Source organism: Deinococcus marmoris, assembly GCF_001949125.1.
Classification (GTDB): domain Bacteria; phylum Deinococcota; class Deinococci; order Deinococcales; family Deinococcaceae; genus Deinococcus; species Deinococcus marmoris_A.
The window spans coordinates 47,577-62,728 of sequence record NZ_MSTI01000066.1 but is presented as its reverse complement, the minus strand read 5'-3'; the positions used below and the strand labels follow the sequence as shown (position 1 = coordinate 62,728).

General features: G+C 66.0%; 18 protein-coding genes and 2 tRNA genes. 12 read left to right on the top strand and 8 right to left on the bottom strand.

What is annotated here, in order from left to right; genetic code table 11:
- Positions 1–269 precede the first annotated feature (269 nt).
- Positions 270–596, bottom strand: a complete 327-nt coding sequence (locus tag BOO71_RS27775) for a hypothetical protein (RefSeq protein ID WP_075831728.1) — start codon at positions 594–596, stop codon at positions 270–272.
- A 279-nt stretch (positions 597–875) separates the two neighbouring features.
- Between BOO71_RS27775 and sdhC the strand changes: the two genes are divergently transcribed.
- The 4 genes from sdhC to BOO71_RS09605 all read left to right on the top strand — a co-directional run bounded on the left by sdhC (position 876) and on the right by BOO71_RS09605 (position 4,280).
- Entirely contained in the window at positions 876–1,232 is a 357-nt protein-coding gene (gene sdhC, locus BOO71_RS09620; protein ID WP_075831726.1) for a succinate dehydrogenase, cytochrome b556 subunit, read from the top strand.
- A gap of 1 nt (position 1,233) precedes the next feature.
- Complete coding sequence (locus BOO71_RS09615; RefSeq protein ID WP_075831724.1) at positions 1,234–1,611, top strand: succinate dehydrogenase hydrophobic membrane anchor subunit; 378 nt, start codon at positions 1,234–1,236, stop codon at positions 1,609–1,611.
- 69 nt (positions 1,612–1,680) lie between these two features.
- On the top strand, positions 1,681–3,432 hold the full coding sequence (gene sdhA, locus BOO71_RS09610; protein ID WP_075831722.1) for a succinate dehydrogenase flavoprotein subunit: 1,752 nt from the start codon (positions 1,681–1,683) through the stop codon (positions 3,430–3,432).
- A gap of 77 nt (positions 3,433–3,509) precedes the next feature.
- Complete coding sequence (locus tag BOO71_RS09605; protein ID WP_075831720.1) at positions 3,510–4,280, top strand: succinate dehydrogenase iron-sulfur subunit; 771 nt, start codon at positions 3,510–3,512, stop codon at positions 4,278–4,280.
- 9 nt (positions 4,281–4,289) lie between these two features.
- Here the strand turns inward: BOO71_RS09605 and BOO71_RS09600 are convergent, their stop codons facing one another.
- The 4 genes from BOO71_RS09600 to hemB all read right to left on the bottom strand — a co-directional run bounded on the left by BOO71_RS09600 (position 4,290) and on the right by hemB (position 7,079).
- Positions 4,290–4,667, bottom strand: a complete 378-nt coding sequence (locus tag BOO71_RS09600) for a hypothetical protein (RefSeq protein ID WP_083653313.1) — start codon at positions 4,665–4,667, stop codon at positions 4,290–4,292.
- Positions 4,668–4,854: 187 nt separating this feature from the next.
- Positions 4,855–5,364 carry a hypothetical protein gene (locus BOO71_RS09595; protein WP_075831718.1) on the bottom strand — a complete coding sequence of 170 codons (510 nt, stop codon included), beginning with the start codon at positions 5,362–5,364 and terminating at the stop codon, positions 4,855–4,857.
- Between the two features lie 78 nt (positions 5,365–5,442).
- Positions 5,443–6,021: a cyclin-dependent kinase inhibitor 3 family protein gene (locus BOO71_RS09590; protein WP_254843106.1), complete on the bottom strand. Its 579-nt coding sequence runs from the start codon at positions 6,019–6,021 to the stop codon at positions 5,443–5,445.
- Positions 6,018–7,079 (bottom strand): porphobilinogen synthase, encoded by a 1,062-nt coding sequence (gene hemB, locus BOO71_RS09585; RefSeq protein ID WP_083653312.1) that lies wholly within the window; start codon positions 7,077–7,079, stop codon positions 6,018–6,020. Before hemB ends, BOO71_RS09590 begins: the two co-directional genes overlap by 4 nt.
- Positions 7,080–7,156: 77 nt before the next feature.
- Here hemB and BOO71_RS09580 point away from each other — a divergent pair, with 77 nt between their 5' ends.
- The 5 genes from BOO71_RS09580 to BOO71_RS09560 all read left to right on the top strand — a co-directional run bounded on the left by BOO71_RS09580 (position 7,157) and on the right by BOO71_RS09560 (position 9,996).
- Positions 7,157–8,137, top strand: a complete 981-nt coding sequence (locus tag BOO71_RS09580; RefSeq protein WP_075831716.1) for a heme-dependent oxidative N-demethylase subunit alpha family protein — start codon at positions 7,157–7,159, stop codon at positions 8,135–8,137.
- Between the two features lie 10 nt (positions 8,138–8,147).
- Entirely contained in the window at positions 8,148–8,618 is a 471-nt protein-coding gene (locus BOO71_RS09575; RefSeq protein ID WP_083653323.1) for a ribonuclease domain-containing protein, read from the top strand.
- On the top strand, positions 8,618–9,013 hold the full coding sequence (locus BOO71_RS09570) for a barstar family protein (RefSeq protein ID WP_368482872.1): 396 nt from the start codon (positions 8,618–8,620) through the stop codon (positions 9,011–9,013). The genes BOO71_RS09575 and BOO71_RS09570 overlap by 1 nt, the downstream gene beginning before the upstream one ends.
- Positions 9,014–9,199: 186 nt before the next feature.
- Complete coding sequence (locus BOO71_RS09565; protein WP_075831712.1) at positions 9,200–9,589, top strand: hypothetical protein; 390 nt, start codon at positions 9,200–9,202, stop codon at positions 9,587–9,589.
- A gap of 35 nt (positions 9,590–9,624) precedes the next feature.
- Positions 9,625–9,996: an inorganic diphosphatase gene (locus tag BOO71_RS09560; protein ID WP_254843105.1), complete on the top strand. Its 372-nt coding sequence runs from the start codon at positions 9,625–9,627 to the stop codon at positions 9,994–9,996.
- A 13-nt stretch (positions 9,997–10,009) separates the two neighbouring features.
- Here BOO71_RS09560 and BOO71_RS09555 read toward each other — a convergent pair whose 3' ends face one another.
- The 3 genes from BOO71_RS09555 to BOO71_RS09545 all read right to left on the bottom strand — a co-directional run bounded on the left by BOO71_RS09555 (position 10,010) and on the right by BOO71_RS09545 (position 13,039).
- On the bottom strand, positions 10,010–10,765 hold the full coding sequence (locus BOO71_RS09555) for an RNA methyltransferase (RefSeq protein ID WP_075831710.1): 756 nt from the start codon (positions 10,763–10,765) through the stop codon (positions 10,010–10,012).
- 79 nt (positions 10,766–10,844) lie between these two features.
- Positions 10,845–11,666: a hypothetical protein gene (locus BOO71_RS09550; RefSeq protein WP_075831708.1), complete on the bottom strand. Its 822-nt coding sequence runs from the start codon at positions 11,664–11,666 to the stop codon at positions 10,845–10,847.
- Entirely contained in the window at positions 11,663–13,039 is a 1,377-nt protein-coding gene (locus BOO71_RS09545) for a glycogen synthase (protein ID WP_075831706.1), read from the bottom strand. Before BOO71_RS09545 ends, BOO71_RS09550 begins: the two co-directional genes overlap by 4 nt.
- Positions 13,040–13,174: 135 nt before the next feature.
- Between BOO71_RS09545 and BOO71_RS09540 the strand changes: the two genes are divergently transcribed.
- From BOO71_RS09540 to BOO71_RS09530, 3 genes are all read left to right on the top strand, one after another.
- Positions 13,175–13,250: transfer RNA gene (locus BOO71_RS09540), tRNA-Ile, on the top strand.
- A gap of 25 nt (positions 13,251–13,275) precedes the next feature.
- A tRNA-Val gene (locus BOO71_RS09535) sits at positions 13,276–13,350 on the top strand.
- 236 nt (positions 13,351–13,586) lie between these two features.
- On the top strand, positions 13,587–15,113 hold the full coding sequence (locus BOO71_RS09530; protein ID WP_075831705.1) for an MFS transporter: 1,527 nt from the start codon (positions 13,587–13,589) through the stop codon (positions 15,111–15,113).
- The last annotated feature ends 39 nt before the right edge of the window (positions 15,114–15,152 follow it).

The window sequence follows — 15,152 nt, the reverse complement described above, 5'->3', positions numbered from 1 at the left end:
TCGGATTGTTTTCTTACCCGGACTCAATTGAAAGGTGTTGAAAACACCTGAAAATCCGAGCAAAGTGAGCAGGAGAAAAACGGGTTCCAGGCGTGGAGTGCAGAAATCGGTGCTGTTCCGATTTCTGCCGCGTTACAGACGGAATCCGTTTTGCACGGACCACTGCCTATCAAGCTGCGATCAAATGCTCAAACGGTAAAAATGCCGTCCAGAATGCTGTCAACATCAGGTTGTCAGTTATCGAACTCTGTTTCTTCCCTAACCCTTGCTCAGTCCAGTTCCATATCGATCATCAACGGGTTTTCCTTGCCGTCTTTTCCGCCTGCCCGCACGTCAGGAATACCGATGGGGGTGGTGCGGTCCATCTCCTTTGGCGGCTGGCCGGGCTTGACCCAGTGGGTGCCGGGGCCAGCCGGACCGGCGTTGCGGGCCGGGGCCACCGGATAGGCGGCCAGCCGGGCGGCGCGCAGGATTGAGTCCAGTTCCGGCGAACTCAGCAGGCCCTTGGTTTCCAGGGTACTCAGCAGGCCCAGCACCAGCTTGCGCGTGAATTCGGCCTCCTGTTCGGGGGTCTTGAAGGGATTGGCATCGCTCATGGGGTCCAGAGTAGCGCGTGTGTGCCGCCACTGGGAAAACGGCCCTTGCCGGAGGGTTGCTCCCCGCGCGGTGACAGGAACGCCCGCCGCGACAGGGCCGGGCCGGGACGTGAATTGCGGGGCCGGGTGTTATCCTGCGGGAGCTGAAAATCATCCGAAGTAAACGGTCAGTTTAGTTACCCACACGGCAAAATGTCCGCCTTAACATATGAGACGAGCAGAAGTCCGGGCTGTGGGTTGCAGGTTTCAAAGGCCCACGGGCAACCTGGGGAGGAACGAATGTACAAGGGAAGAGAGGGGCAATGGGCGTTTTTGCTGCACCGCCTGTCGGGGATCGCAATCCTGGCTTACCTGCTGATTCACGTCTTCAGCATCGGCTCGTTCATGTTCGGTGAGCGGTTTTACATGGCGATTCACGAGACCTACGACTGGCCGGGATTTCGCGTCGGGCTGGTGTTTATCACGGCGGGTGTGGTGTATCACGCCTTCAACGGTCTGCGAATCATCGTGATGGACTTTACCGGGGCGGGCGTGGCCTACCAGCGCCAGATGTGGTACGGCGTGATGCTCATTACCCTGATCAGCGGGTTGTACGCCGCCTGGACCCTGCTGCCGCGCCTGATCGGAGGCTACTGAGATGATCCGCGCAAGAACGTTTATGGACGCCAAGACGCAGTCCCACAGCAACGCCGAGTTGAACTGGTGGATCTTCATGCGCATCAGCGGCCTGATCCTGGTGTTTCTGGTGCTGGGCCACATCTACATGACCTTTATTCAGGTGTCCGAGTCCGACGCCACCTTCACGGCGGTGGTGGGCAAACTGGCCAACCCGGCCTGGAAGTTCTACGACTGGCTGATCCTGGCGCTGGCGCTGATGCACGGCAGCAACGGGGCGCGCTATTCCATTGAGGACTATGTCCGCACCCGCCCCAACCGGGCCTGGGTCAAGGGCGTGTTCTACACCGTGGTGGGGCTGATCTTCGCCTTCGGCACCATCGGGCTGTTCTCCATCTAGTTCTGTTCACCTGGTTTTAACCGGGCCGCCCTGGACCCTTTCCGGGCAGGCCAAAGGAAGTAAGCAACCATGCAACATCGTTATGACGTACTGGTAATCGGCGCAGGCGGCGCGGGACTGATGGCCGCCCTGTACGCGGCCAAGGGCAATGTCTCGGTGGCGTGTATCTCCAAGCTGTACCCCACCCGCTCGCATACCGGCGCGGCGCAGGGCGGGATCGGCGCGGCGCTGGGCAACATCGCCGAGGACCACTGGGAATGGCACATGTTCGACACTGTCAAGGGCGGCGATTATCTGGCCGATCAGGACGCCGCCGAGGTGTTTTCCAAGGACATCATCGACGCCGTGTACGAGCTGGAACACATGGGTCTGCCTTTCTCGCGCACCCCGGACGGCAAGATCGCCCAGCGCAAGTTCGGCGGCCACACCCGCGAATTCGGCAAGGCTGCCGTCGAGCGCAGTTGCTACGCCAAGGACCGCACCGGCCACATGATCCTCCAGACGCTGTACCAGCAGAACGTCAAGGAAGGGACCAAGTTCTTCAACGAGTTCCACGTCACCGATCTGCTGATCGAGGACGGGCGCTGCCGGGGCGTGGTGGCCTACGAACTGGCGACGGGCGAGACCCACACCTTCCATGCTAAGGCCGTGATTCTGGCGGCGGGTGGCTACGGGCGCATCTTCAAGATCACGTCCAACGCGCTGACGCTGACCGGCGACCTGATGAGCATCTACTACCGCAAGGGCCTGCCGCTGGAGGACATGGAGTTCTACCAGTTCCACCCCACTGGTCTGGCCAAGCTGGGCATTCTGGTCACCGAGGGCATTCGCGGTGAGGGCGGCATCCTGCGAAACAGCGACGGTGAGCGCTTCATGGAACGCTACGCGCCCACCATCAAAGACCTCGCGCCGCGCGACATCGTTTCGCGCAGCATCATCAGCGAGATCCGCGAGGGCCGGGGCGTGGGCCGCGACGGCGACGCCGTCAACATCGATCTGACCCACCTGCCACGCGAGGTCATCGAGGGCAAGCTGGCCGAGATCACCGATCTGGCGCGCACCTACCTGGGCATGGACCCGGTCAAGGATCTGGTGCCGGTGCAGCCCACGGCACACTACGCGATGGGCGGCATTCCCACCGATCTGAACGGCCTGTGCCTGAGCGACGGCAACGGCGGCAGCATCGAGGGGCTGTACGCGGCGGGCGAACAGGCGTGCGTGTCGCTGCATGGCGCGAACCGGCTGGGCACCAACAGCCTGGGCGATCTGGTGGTCTTTGGCCGCCGCGCCGGAATCTACGCGGCGCAGTACGCCCGTCAGGTCGAATTCCCCGATCTGCCCGACGATCCCCAGAGCGGCACCAGGGACCTGTTCGACGGCCTGAAGAACGGCAGCGGCAAGGAAAACCCAGCCCTGATCCGCAAGGAAATGCAGGAGTCGATGATGAACAACGTCGGCATCTTCCGCAACGGCCCCGACATGGAAAAACAGGTCGAGATCATCAAGGAGCTGAAGTCGCGCTATCAGGACGTCAACGTGGGCGACACCAGCCTGCGTTACAACTCCGAGCTGATCGAGGTGATGGAGCTGGGCTTCATGCTCGACTGCGCCGAGGCGATGACCGCCAGCGCCGTGAACCGCACCGAATCGCGCGGGGCGCATGACCGCGCCGATTACCACAGCCGCGACGACGTGAACTGGCTCAAGCACACCATGGCCTACAAGGACCTGGATAAGCCGGGCAACGTGCAGATCGGCTACAAGGACGTGGCCTTGAAGGGCTTTCCCCGCGCCTTCGAGCCGAAAGCCCGTGTCTACTGATCTACACCTGACTACTGATCTATGACTGAAGGGATGGCTGCAAAGCTCTGGCTCTCCATCCCTTCAAAGGACTGCAAATGACTCAAACCCAACATGAAACCAGCACCGCGCCCGCCGCCGCCCAGCAGGCGTTGCCGATGCTGCACATCAAAGTCAAGATTCTGCGCTTCGATCCCGAGAAGGACCGCAAGGCCCACTGGGAGACCTATGCCATCGACGCCCAGGCCGGAGACCGCGTGCTGGACGTGATCAACGAGGTCAAGTGGTATCAGGACCACAGCCTGACCTTCCGGCGTTCGTGCATGCACGGCATCTGCGGCTCCGACGCCATGCTGATCAACGGGCGCAACCGACTGGCCTGCAAGACGCTGGTGCGCGACGTGGCCAAGGACGGCGGCACCATCACCATCGAGCCGATTCGCGGCCTGAAGGTGGAAAAGGACCTGCTGGTGGATATGGAGCCGTTCTTCGACTCCTACAAGGCCATCATGCCTTACTTCATCAACGAGTCCCCGGCCCCCGCCGCCGAGCGCATCCAGTCGGAGGAAGAGGCCGAGCGCATGGCCCAGTCCAGCAACTGCATCCTGTGCGCGTGCTGCACCACCTCTTGCCCGATCTTCTGGGTCAACGGCTCGTACCTGGGACCCGCCGCGATTGTCCAGGCACACCGTTTCATCTTCGACACCCGCGATGAAGCCACCGAGCAACGCCTGAACATCATGAACCAGAACACGGGCGTCTGGCGCTGCCGCACCGCCTACAACTGCACGGAAGCCTGCCCGCGCGACATTCCGATCACGCAACTGATCGAGGAAGTCAAGCGTGCGGTGATGTACCAGCAGGCGTAAGCAAAAAGCTTAGGGCAGGGCGCGGAGGCTACGGCTTTCCGCGCCCCTCTTCTTGCGCGGTTCGAGCCAGCGCACCCGCTTGCCCTGGGTGCGGGCATAGTCGATCTCTGAGCGCGTGCTGTCGCCCACATGGCCGCCGACATTAATCACCAGAATCTCGTTGGCCAGAGCGATCTTGCGGCGGTGGAGTTCGGCGAGGCTTTCCAGCACCGCCTGTTTCTTTGCCGCCGTCAGCCCCGCAAAAATGTCGGAGTCGGGGCGAAGGTGGCTGCCCACGCTCAGCACGATGCGGCCCGCCAGCGTTTCCGCCAGGGAGGCCGCATCGAACCCGTCCAGAAAGCGCACGCTGCCGCACAGGCAAACGATCACCGGACGGTCCTGATTCAAAGTTTGCGGCTCATGCAGGCTCCGATTGAAAGGTGTTGGAAACGCCTGGAAATCCGAACGGGCGTCCAAGCGTCCTGATGGGCGCTGTTCTGGACAAGACAGTGAGCAGGAGAAAAACGGGTTCCGGGCGTGGAGTGCAGGAATCGGTGCTGTCCCGATTTCTGCCGCGAAACAGACGGAATCCGTATCAGAATTGCAGGGCGTATTTCACGCCGTCGTTGCCGCTGCATTCGCCGATGCCGTGTTCGGACTCGTCCACGGTGATGGTGCAGGTCAGGGTCAGGACTGGGGCGCTGGCAGTGCGGGCGATCAGGTTGCCGCTGCGGGTCACGGCGGCGCGCGGACGGGGGGTGTCCACGCGGGTGCCGATGCCCACAGCAGCATTGCTGCCGATGGCTGCTGTGCCGCCCAGTGACAGGCTGACACCCAGGCCAGCGGGCAGAGGGCTGACCGGCCCGCCGTTCACGATGGCGGTGCGCCCGCTGTAGGTCTGGCCCCCGATACGGATGGTGGCGTTGTCGGCGGCGAAAGGATCGCCCAGACGCGGTTGCAGCGTGCCGCGCACAAAGCTGACGGTTCCCTCCTGCCCTGTGACGCTGTTGACGATGCGGCCCACCTGCGGGCCGGTGACGGTGGGGGCGCAGGAGGCCAGCACACCCGCGAAGGCGGCGCTCAGCAGAAAGGGGGAGAGTTTCATGGTGTTCTCAGTGTAAACGCCGGGCCTGACGGGGCCATGAGCCTGAATGTCGGGGGCGCTCACCTTCTGGTGGGAGCTTCAGGAGCGGTGCTGGACGGGCAGGGCATCTGCGAAGTCGTGGACGAATTGCACCTGCTCGCTCGTTTCGATGGCCTTGCGGTCACGGGTGGCCCGGACCAGTTCGATGGCCCGGTCCGCCGTCATGCCGCCCTGCACCAGCAGGCAGGCGGCGGTCAGTCCCGCGCGGCCCAGACCGCCCCGGCAGTGGACCACCACGCCGCGCCCGTCCAGCAGATCGGTCATCAGTTCGTCGATGAAGGCGGCAAAATCCGCGCGCTTGCCGGGTGCGTGCTGATCGGGGATGGCGTAGGCCTTGACCTCCAGATTGTTCAGATCGGCGGCGGCGTGGTAGCCGTCCATGCCCAGCATGTCGAACTCGAAGTCCTCGATCAGCGGGGCCAGGACGTTCACGCCGTCCGCCGCCAGGGTCTGCATGTCGGTATGCACGTCGCGGTCATGCGTGACGCCCTGCTGGATTACGCTGCGGCCCTTCTTGCCGGGGGCGAAGGTCAGGCCCAGCCGTCCGGGCCACTGGCCGGTGGGAACCCAGTCCACGCGAATGGGGTTTTCAGGCTTCGGGCTGGAGGAAGAGATCACGCGCCATTCTCCGGTACGGCGTCTTGCTCCGGTATGACCGGGCGCATCGCGTCCTCCTGCAACACGTCTTGGGTCAGCCAGCGGGCGGCGTCCAGCGCGTGGTAGGTGATGATCGCGTCGGCTCCGGCCCGGCGCATGGCGGTCAGGTTTTCCAGCACGGTGCGGCGCTCGTCCATGAAGCCCAGTTGTGCGGCGGCCTTGACCAGCGAATATTCCCCGCTGACGTTGTAGACCACCAGCGGCAGGTCAAAGTGGTCCCGCAGCAGCCGCACCACGTCCAGATAGGCCAGCGCGGGCTTGACCATCAGTGTGTCCGCGCCCTGTTCGGCGTCCAGTCTGGCCTCACGCAGCGCCTCACGGTGGCCGCCTGCCGGGTCCATCTGGTAGGTGGCGCGGTTGCCCACGCTGGGGGTGCTGCCCGCCGCGTCGCGGAAGGGGCCGTAATACGCGCTGGCGTACTTGACGGCGTAGCTCATGATCGGAATATCGCTGAAGCCTGCCGCGTCCAGCGCGGCGCGAATGGCCCCCACCTGCCCGTCCATCATGGCGCTGGGAGCCACCACATCGGCCCCGGCGCGGGCCTGCGAGACGGCGGTCAGGGCCAGCAGTTCCAGGCTGCGGTCATTGTCCACGGTCCACGCTTCGGCACCGCTCTGGCCGGGCACCTCGCACAGTGGGCCGCAGTGGCCGTGATCGGTGTACTCGCACAGGCAGGTGTCGGCCATGACCGTCAGTTCCGGCACTGCCGCCTTAATGGCGCGCGTGGCCCGCTGGATGATGCCGTCCTCTGCATACGCGCCGCTGCCGTGCGCGTCCTTGTGGTCAGGAATGCCAAACAGGATCACGCTGGGAACGCCCAGTCGTAACGCCTCGCGCGCCTGAGCCACCGCACCGCTGATGCTGTGACGGCTCACCCCCGGCATGGAGGCGATGGGCGACTCGTCCGGCAGTTCGTGGACGAAGAGCGGGTAGATAAAGTGCGCCGGGCTGAGGTGGACTTCGCGGGTCAGGGCGCGCAGGGCGGGGGTGCGGCGCAGTCGCCGGGGACGTTCAGGCATGGCTTCAGGCTAACGCGGACGCGTTTCCAGAATTGGAAGGTGAGAGGGGGCGGCCCTCCATCTGCCACAATTTCCCCATGCCCGCGCCCACTATTTATCGCCCCTTTCTGAACGGCGTCTACACGGTTTCGGCGGGGCTGTTTCGTATGGAAGCGCAGCCGATCCCCTGGCGCGAGGACGGCGCGGTGGAAACGCACACCTTCACGCTGGACGACGATTACGAGCGTTTCGTGGTCAGCAAGTGGACGGCCCACCGCCGGGCTTTGCACGAATACGCGGGTGAGGCGAACCTGTCTCCCGAACTGCGCGGGGCAGCCCTCGAATTCACCGCACGCACCCTGGCTGCCGAGAGTGGCGGGGCGATGGTCTGGGACGGCCAGACCTTCCGCAATTCCCTGCTGGGCTGGGAGGCGCGGCTGGATTTGCGCTGGGGTGGAGTGGCGGACCTGCGCCGTTTCGACGCGCCGCTGGCCGGGTTGCGTGGTGACCTCGAACCGACGGGCGCACTGGATTTCCTGGGTCTGAACGCACAGGAAGACCTCGCCATCATCGCGCGTGACGGGCAGACTGGGCGCGACTGGCTGGCGGCCACGCATGTGCTGTCGCCAGAGCGCTGGGACCCCCGCGACAAGCTGGGGCGAGACTTCGTGGCGGTGCATTCCCCGGTGGCGGGCAGCGGCCCCATGAACGCCACCGCGCCCCGACTGCTGGACGCGGTCATCGGGCGCGGACCCTTCGTACGTTTCGCCTGGGGCGTCGCGCCGGATCATCGGCTGGACCACCATCCCAGTACCGTGGAGGCGACGGCCCCATTTGATCCCGACACGGCATTTGTGCGGGTAGAGCGGCAGACACTGACCGGCTTTTCTGCCGCGCATGGGGCGCTGTTCACCATCCGGCCCTACCTTTACCCGCTGCACCTAGCCGCGCAGACCCCAGCCCAGGCCCGTGCGCTGGCTGCGGCGCTGCGGACCATGACGCCAGAGCAGCAGATTTACAAGGGTTTGCAGGGCGTCATGCCGGACCTCCTCATCTGGCTGGACGCGCGGGCGCTCTAGAGTGAGGGACGTGAACTTCCGCGCACTTTTCCTGACCCCCCTGCTGGCTGCCTTCCTCGCCGCGTGCGATCTGCCCGCCAGGGGACAGGACACGGCGCAGAGTCAACCTGCGGCCCAGACTCAGGTTCAGCCGCCCCAGACCCCACGGCCCCAGCAGAATCAGACCACCAGCCGTGACCCCCGGAGCGGCCTGAACTGGGTCAATGCCAGTGAACTGCCGCGCGAGGGCACGCAGCTTTTGCAGACCATTTCCCAGGGCGGGAAATTCCGCTACGGCAAGGACGGCGTGACCTTCGGCAACCGCGAGCGCATCCTGCCCCGTCAGAACAGCGGCTATTACCGCGAATACACCGTGCCCACCCCCGGCGAGGGGGACCGGGGGGCGCGGCGCATCGTGTGCGGCGGCCAACCCGTGACCAGCACCGCCGAGTGCTATTACACCGCCGATCACTACGCCAGCTTCAGGAGGATTCGCCCGTGATGCAAGTGTTCGATCAGGCCCCGGAAGGCATTCAGAAGGCCCCGCACGATCCGCGCATCCTGGCCGCTGGCTATCAGGTGTCCCTGCGGGAGATCAGTTTTTCGGACGTGCATGACAAGGAATCCCTGATGCTGGCGGTGCTGCGCGGTCTGGCCCTGACCAACAGTTTCGGGCGCAACTGGGACGCCCTGTACGACGTGCTGACCGACGCTGAAGTGCGGCCCCCTCGCCTGGGCCTGCTGCTGTGCGACTTCGAGCATTTCCGCCGCCGCCATCCCCGCCTGAGCGGTGAGCTGGAGCGCGTGATGCTCGACGCCCAGCGCGACGCTGCCGGGCATGGCCGCCAGTTGTGGCTGCTCGCGGAGGAACTGGAGAGCGATCCAAAGAGCTGGTAGCGCCTTTGGTTCGCGGTCTACCGTTGCTAATCTGTTTGAACACCTCATGTGGCCGGGTTGATGTCGGGAGGAAGGCGTTCAGCTATCGCTAGACCGGCCCGCACGCTCGGTTGCAGGGCAGGGGAGAGGTTGCCCGCCTTCCACCATTTTGCGGGCATTCACACCTGAAGGCTCTAGCATGCCGCCATGCCCGCTTTTCTGCGTCCCGCCCTGCTGTGCGTCCTGGCCCTGCCGCTGACCCTGGGCCTGGGGGGGTGCCGCTACAACTTCGTGCCGCTGTTGCCCCCGGTGGTGGCCCCGAATCTGCCCGTGCGCGTCACCGAGGCCAGTCTCAAGCGCGACGGAGATCAACTGATCGTGACCGCCACCGTGGATGGCCGTTTCGAGCCGGGTTACCTGAGCGTCAACTGGTTCGACAGCACCCGCGCCATCGGCAGCGACAGCGTGTATCTGGACGCCAGCCAGCGCACGGCGTCCTTCAAGCTGACTGCCCCCGACGAGGGTGCGTACCGTGCGGTGCTGAGTTTTGGCGGCGCGGTGATGCGGCAGGTGGAGTTGTACGAGGTGCTGCCCTGACCCCTGCCACTTACCGGGGCGTGGTGGAGTGGACGGTGGGAACTCGCGAACGCTTCGTGTGGCGCGGCGATGGGCTTGAGCCGCTGCGAACCGAGCCTTATCCAGCCCCGGTCAACTACGGCTGTCTGCCCGGCACGCTGAATCCCGCCGACGGCGCGGAGATCGACGCGGTGTGGCTGGGGCCATCCCTGGAAGTGGGAACCGTGCTGGAGATGCCCGTGCTGGGGTTACTGTCCTTGTTGGACGGCGATCACAAGGTCATCTTCGCGGCGGACTCCCAGACAGAGGCCGACGCAGCGGCACAGGCAAAGCTGCTGGCGTGGTTTCCCCCCGAACGCGGCGCACGGCTGCTGGACGCTTCAGAGGCGGTGGCGTGGCTGGAGTCTTTGACTTCCAAGCCGGATTGAGATTCTGGCCACCTCAATCCTGACTCTGCGCCTCGACTTCCTGCCCTGGCCTCGGCTCCGTCGTGCCGCGTTTCGCCGCGTCCTCCACCTTCCACTGCACCTGTCGCAGCAGGCCCCGGAACAGGCGGCTCTCGGCGCTGTTCATCAGGGCGCGGTCCAGCAGTGCGCGCCACAGGCGCAGGGTGTGGCGGGCGCGCACGGCGTCGGTGTAGCCGATCAGGTGCATGGTGTCGTGCAGGTGGCCGTACATGGCCTCCATTTCCTCGCGGGTGGCGGTCTTGCGGGTCCGGTCCAGAGGCTCGTCCTGGCCTTGCAGGAACTCGTAGCAGACCAGCAGCACGGCCTGCGCCAGATTCAGGCTGGCGTAATCCCCGGTGGGGATGCGGACGGTCATCTGGCACTGCTCCAGATCGGCGTTGGTCAGGCCCGATTCCTCTGGCCCAAAGACCAGGGCCGGGGCGGTGGCGGCGCGCACGAAGGGCCGGATCTGCGCCGGGTGCTGCGGCTGCGGCAGGTCCGAGCGGATGCGGGCGCTGGTGCCCACGCTCAGGTCACGGTCCGCCAGCGCCTCGCGCAATGTGGGGTAAATCGTCGCGCCGCGCAGCAGATCGGCGGCGTGGACGGCCATCGCCACTGCCCCCGAATCCAGATGGTTGCAGCGCGGGGCCACCAGCCGCAGGTCTTTGGCACCCATATTCAGCATGGCGCGGGCCGCCGAGCCGATATTGCCAGGGGTCTTGGGGGAAACGAGAACGACTGCCAGGGTCACGGGCGGAATGCTAGCAGGCCAGCGGGCGGGGATGTGGGGGCGGCTCCGACGTTCACCCGTTACCCCAGCCGTTCACCCATTACCCCAGCGCCAGAATCGGCGTTTCCTCCCGGATGTCCAGACCCAGTTTCAGGTCATGCGCCAGTTCCTCCGCCGTGTCTCCCCAGGAATCCACGTTCACCCGCGTAATGCCAGCGGCGCGCAGCCGGGTGTTGACCTCATTCAGCAGAGCGGCGCGCAAATGGGTATGCCGCCATTCGGAGGCCACGCCAGGCGAGTCTATCCGCGCCTCGCCGTCCTCGATGGCCGCGCGGCACACGCCCAAGCCGCGCCCCGTGTCGTTCAGCGCAATCACGCTGAGGTGCGAATCGAAGCCGCCCGCGCCGTCCGCCGTCGCCCCGGAGGTCACGGCATGGTGGCCGACGCGGTCCTCGTAGGTCCGCAGCGCTTTCAGCCGGGCGGCGGCGTCCAGCACCCCGGCCAGCGGCAGCAACTGCACACCAGCGGGCGGGTCCACATGGCGGTACGGCACGCGCCCGCTCAGGCGGCGGTACGCGCCTACCTCGCGCAGCCCGGCGGCCAGCAGCGCCTCGGGGGGGAAGAGGTAGCCCTCCGCGAACACGTAGACCCGTCCCACTGCCTCATGGGCCGCCCGGATCAGGGCCAGCGCCACTTGATCGCGCTGCGGGCCAGGAAACACGCCGCCCACCAGTTCCGCGCCGTGCTGCGGGCTGGGGCGGGTGCCGATTGCGCCCAGCAGTTCCTCCCCGTCACCCAGCGCGACGAAACCCGCCGTGCAGGCGTCGGCCATCCAGGTCAGGTCCTCCTGGGACGCGCCGTACAGGGCCGCGAAGGCGGGCAGCAGTTCGGCGGGCGGCAGAGCTTGAATCTCGAAGCTCACCGGCCCAGTCGCCTGTACAGGGCCATGTACTGTGCCGCCGGACCCTGCCAGCTAAAGTCCAGCGCCATCGCACGTTCCATGCGGGCCTGCCACACGTCCGGGCGGTCATATTCGGCGCGGGCCTCGGCGCAGGCGGCGCTCAGGGCCTGCGGGGTGGCGTCGGCAAAGCGGAAGCCGATGTCAGCGGGCACGGTGTCCACCAGTCCCCCGGTCAGGCGCACCACCGGCAGGGTGCCGTAGCGCATGGAAATCATCTGGGACAGCCCGCACGGCTCGAAGCGGCTGGGCATGGCGAAGATGTCGGCCCCGGCGTAGATGCGGTGGGCCAGCGGTTCGTTCAGACCGCCCACGAAAGCCACGCGCGGATGCTGTGCCCAGCCGGAGAGGGCGGCGGTCAGCAGCGGATCGCCGCCGCCCAGCACCACCACGTTCCAGTGCGGGGTCAGTTCGGGGAGTGCCTCAATCAGCAGGTCAATGCCCTTCTGATCGGCCAGTCGGCTGACCACGCCCAGGATCGGCGCGTCGTCCAGCCCGAATTCTTTCCGTAGCAGCGCGGTGGCCGCCGCCTTGCCCGCCGGGTCCCCGAACTGCGGCACGTCCGAGTCGGTGCGCGGGTCCCAGCGCTCCTGATCCAGCCCGTTCAGGATGCCGCTCAGACGGCCCTCCACGGTCAGGCGGATCAGGAGGCCCTGCAAGCCCTCGCCGTATTCGGGCGTGGTGATTTCCTGGGCGTAGGTGGGGCTGACGGTGGTCACCGCATCTGCGAAGGTCAGCCCGGCTTTCATCAGGTTGAGGTCGCCGTGGTATTCCAGCGCGTCCGGCCCCAGCGTCCACTGCGGCAGGCCCGTCCAGCGCGCGGCTTCCTCCATGTTCCAGCGGCCCTGGTATTGCAGGTTATGCACCGAGAACACGGTCTTTAATCCGGCCAGATGCGCGTAGGCCACCACCAGCCCCGATTGCCAGTCGTGCCCGTGGACCACGTCCGGCACCACCCCGATCTGATGCAGCACCGACAGCACCGTGCGCCCGAACAGGCAGAAACGGTGAACGTCGTCGTCGAAGTACAGCCCCGGACGGTCAAACTCCGGCAGATCGATAAACAGGTACTGCACGCCGCTGCGAACGATCTCGCCCACCCGGACCTCAAAGATCGGGGCGGGGCCGGAGGTCAATTCCGGCAGCACGCCGCGCCAGAGTTCGGTGGGCTGCCCCGCCAGCGACCCGTACCACGGCGAGACCACGGTGACTTGCATGGATGGGGTGGTCTGCGCGCCCTGGCCCGCCAGCACCTCCGGCAGGACGCCCAGCACGTCGCCCAGCCCGCCCGAACGCGAGAATGGAAACACTTCCGAAGCCACATGAACAACACGCATGGCTGCTACTGTACCTGCCCGCACCCCGCATAGGCCCGCGCGGGTTTGACAAGCTGCGGAGCCGTTGCTACACTTCCCCTCGCCTGAAGACCCGCCGCACCCGTGGCGATTCGGAAGGAAAGTGCCAGAGGCTGCGGGCCTTTAGCTCAACGGTTAGAGCAGTCGGCTCATAACCGATTGGTTGCCGGTTCAAATCCGGCAAGGCCCACCACAGATGGACCACGCTTAACAGTTTCGGGCGGTTAGCTCAGTGGTAGAGCATTCGCTTCACACGCGAGAGGTCGTAGGTTCAAGTCCTATACCGCCCACCAATTAAGACCCGCCCAGCGCGGGTTTTTTCATTTGTTGTCCTAGAGGTACAAAAGCCTGACAGCCATTGACAGCCAAACTGGCAAAAATGGCTGTTTTTGGCGTGGATTTTGAATATCTGGCTGCATACCGCGCCCCTTCTCCGAAACCGACACGACTTCGGACCATCGGTGATCGAGGAGCTTGATTAGACTGACCTGATGGCAGAGGCGCTCGTCCGCTTTGCCTAGGAGCCACCATGACCCAGACCCCCGCCGCCCGTCCCAGCCCCCTGACCGCTCAAGAACGCTGGACGCTGGCGGCGACGGTGGTGGGGTCCAGCATGGCCTTTCTGGACGGCACGGTGGTCAACGTGGCCCTGGCCTCGCTCCAGGCCGATCTGAACGCCACGGCGGCGGGCGTGCAGTGGGTGGTCAATGCCTATGCCCTGCTGCTGGCGGCGCTGACCCTCTCGGGCGGGGCGCTGGGCGACGCTTACGGACGCAAAAAGGTCTACGGCCTGGGCGTGATCGTCTTCGCGCTGGCCTCCCTGGCCTGCGGACTGGCCCCCAGCCTGCCGTTTCTGATCGCGGCGCGGGCGGTGCAGGGCGTGGGCGCGGCGTTGCTGGTGCCGGGCAGTCTGGCGATGATCGGGGCGGTCTTTGATCCGGCGCGGCGCGGGCGGGGCGTGGGGTTGTGGAGTGCGGCCAGCTCGGTGATGACCTTGCTGGGGCCGGTGGCGGGCGGGCTGCTGGTGGACGCTGGCTCGTGGCGCTGGGTATTTTTCATCAATCTGCCGCTGGCCGTCGGCGTGCTGTGGTTGCTGCGCCGCGTTCCCGAGACGCAGACGCCCGGCGCACGCCCGGACTGGCCGGGAGCCGTCAGCATCACGCTGGGCCTGGGCGGGCTGGCCTACGCCTTCACGCGGGCAGGTGAATTTGGCTGGGATGCTTTGACCTGGGCCTCGCTGGGAGTGTCTGCCGCAGGCTTCGCCTTCTTCCTGTGGCACGAGGCCCGCACCGAGAAACCCATGCTGCCGCTGTCGCTGTTCCGCAATCCGGTGTTTGCCGGGACCAACCTGCTGACCTTTTTGCTGTACGGGGCGCTGGGCGCGGTGGGGCTGTACCTGCCGCTGTATCTGATCGGCGCACTGGGCTACAGCGCCACCGCCGCCGGAGCTTCACTGCTGCCGCTGTCTCTGTTGTTGGCGGGGCTGTCCGGGTGGTTCGGAGCGCTGGCTGACAAACATGGGCCACGGTTGTTTCTGACCGCCGGGCCGATCCTGGCCGGGGTGGGCTTCGCGCTGCTGGGGTTGGGCCGCGACTGGGGCGGCGGCAATTACTGGACGGCCATCCTGCCGGGGGCGCTGCTGCTGGGCTTGGGGATGGCCCTGACCGTTGCGCCGCTGTCCAGCGCGGTGATGGGCAGCGCGGGCCGTGAGCGCAGCGGCGTGGCGAGTGGGGTCAACAACGCCGTGTCGCGCGCCGCCGGACTGCTGGCGGTGGCTGCGCTGGGCCTGCTGCTGGTGGGCAGTTACCGGGGCGCACTGGACACCCGGCTGATGGCGGCGGGGGCCAGTACCCAGACCCGCCAGAGTGCCGCGCAGCAGGCCAACCGCCTGACCGATCTGGAGTTGCCGGGCGGTACGGGGCCGGAGGCGGGGGCGGCGGTCAAGGCCGCGTTTGGTGACGCGTTTGGCAACGTGGCGCTGGCGTCCGGGGCACTGGGGGTGCTGGGCGGGGTGGCAGGGTTCTTCTTCCTGGCTGGGCGCAGGGAGGAGGGCTGAGCCAGCGCGTCTCCGCCGGGGAGCAAAATCGAACGCCCG

Coding starts and splice junctions, on each gene's coding strand:
- BOO71_RS09545 (WP_075831706.1), bottom strand. CDS start 13,039: ATGCGTGTTGTTCATGTGGCTTCGGAAGTGTTTCCATTCTCGCGTTCG.
- BOO71_RS09615 (WP_075831724.1), top strand. CDS start 1,234: ATGATCCGCGCAAGAACGTTTATGGACGCCAAGACGCAGTCCCACAGC.
- BOO71_RS09565 (WP_075831712.1), top strand. CDS start 9,200: ATGCCCGCTTTTCTGCGTCCCGCCCTGCTGTGCGTCCTGGCCCTGCCG.
- BOO71_RS09570 (WP_368482872.1), top strand. CDS start 8,618: ATGCAAGTGTTCGATCAGGCCCCGGAAGGCATTCAGAAGGCCCCGCAC.
- BOO71_RS09530 (WP_075831705.1), top strand. CDS start 13,587: ATGACCCAGACCCCCGCCGCCCGTCCCAGCCCCCTGACCGCTCAAGAA.
- sdhA (WP_075831722.1), top strand. CDS start 1,681: ATGCAACATCGTTATGACGTACTGGTAATCGGCGCAGGCGGCGCGGGA.
- BOO71_RS27775 (WP_075831728.1), bottom strand. CDS start 596: ATGAGCGATGCCAATCCCTTCAAGACCCCCGAACAGGAGGCCGAATTC.
- sdhC (WP_075831726.1), top strand. CDS start 876: ATGTACAAGGGAAGAGAGGGGCAATGGGCGTTTTTGCTGCACCGCCTG.
- hemB (WP_083653312.1), bottom strand. CDS start 7,079: ATGCCTGAACGTCCCCGGCGACTGCGCCGCACCCCCGCCCTGCGCGCC.
- BOO71_RS09595 (WP_075831718.1), bottom strand. CDS start 5,364: ATGAAACTCTCCCCCTTTCTGCTGAGCGCCGCCTTCGCGGGTGTGCTG.
- BOO71_RS09580 (WP_075831716.1), top strand. CDS start 7,157: ATGCCCGCGCCCACTATTTATCGCCCCTTTCTGAACGGCGTCTACACG.
- BOO71_RS09605 (WP_075831720.1), top strand. CDS start 3,510: ATGACTCAAACCCAACATGAAACCAGCACCGCGCCCGCCGCCGCCCAG.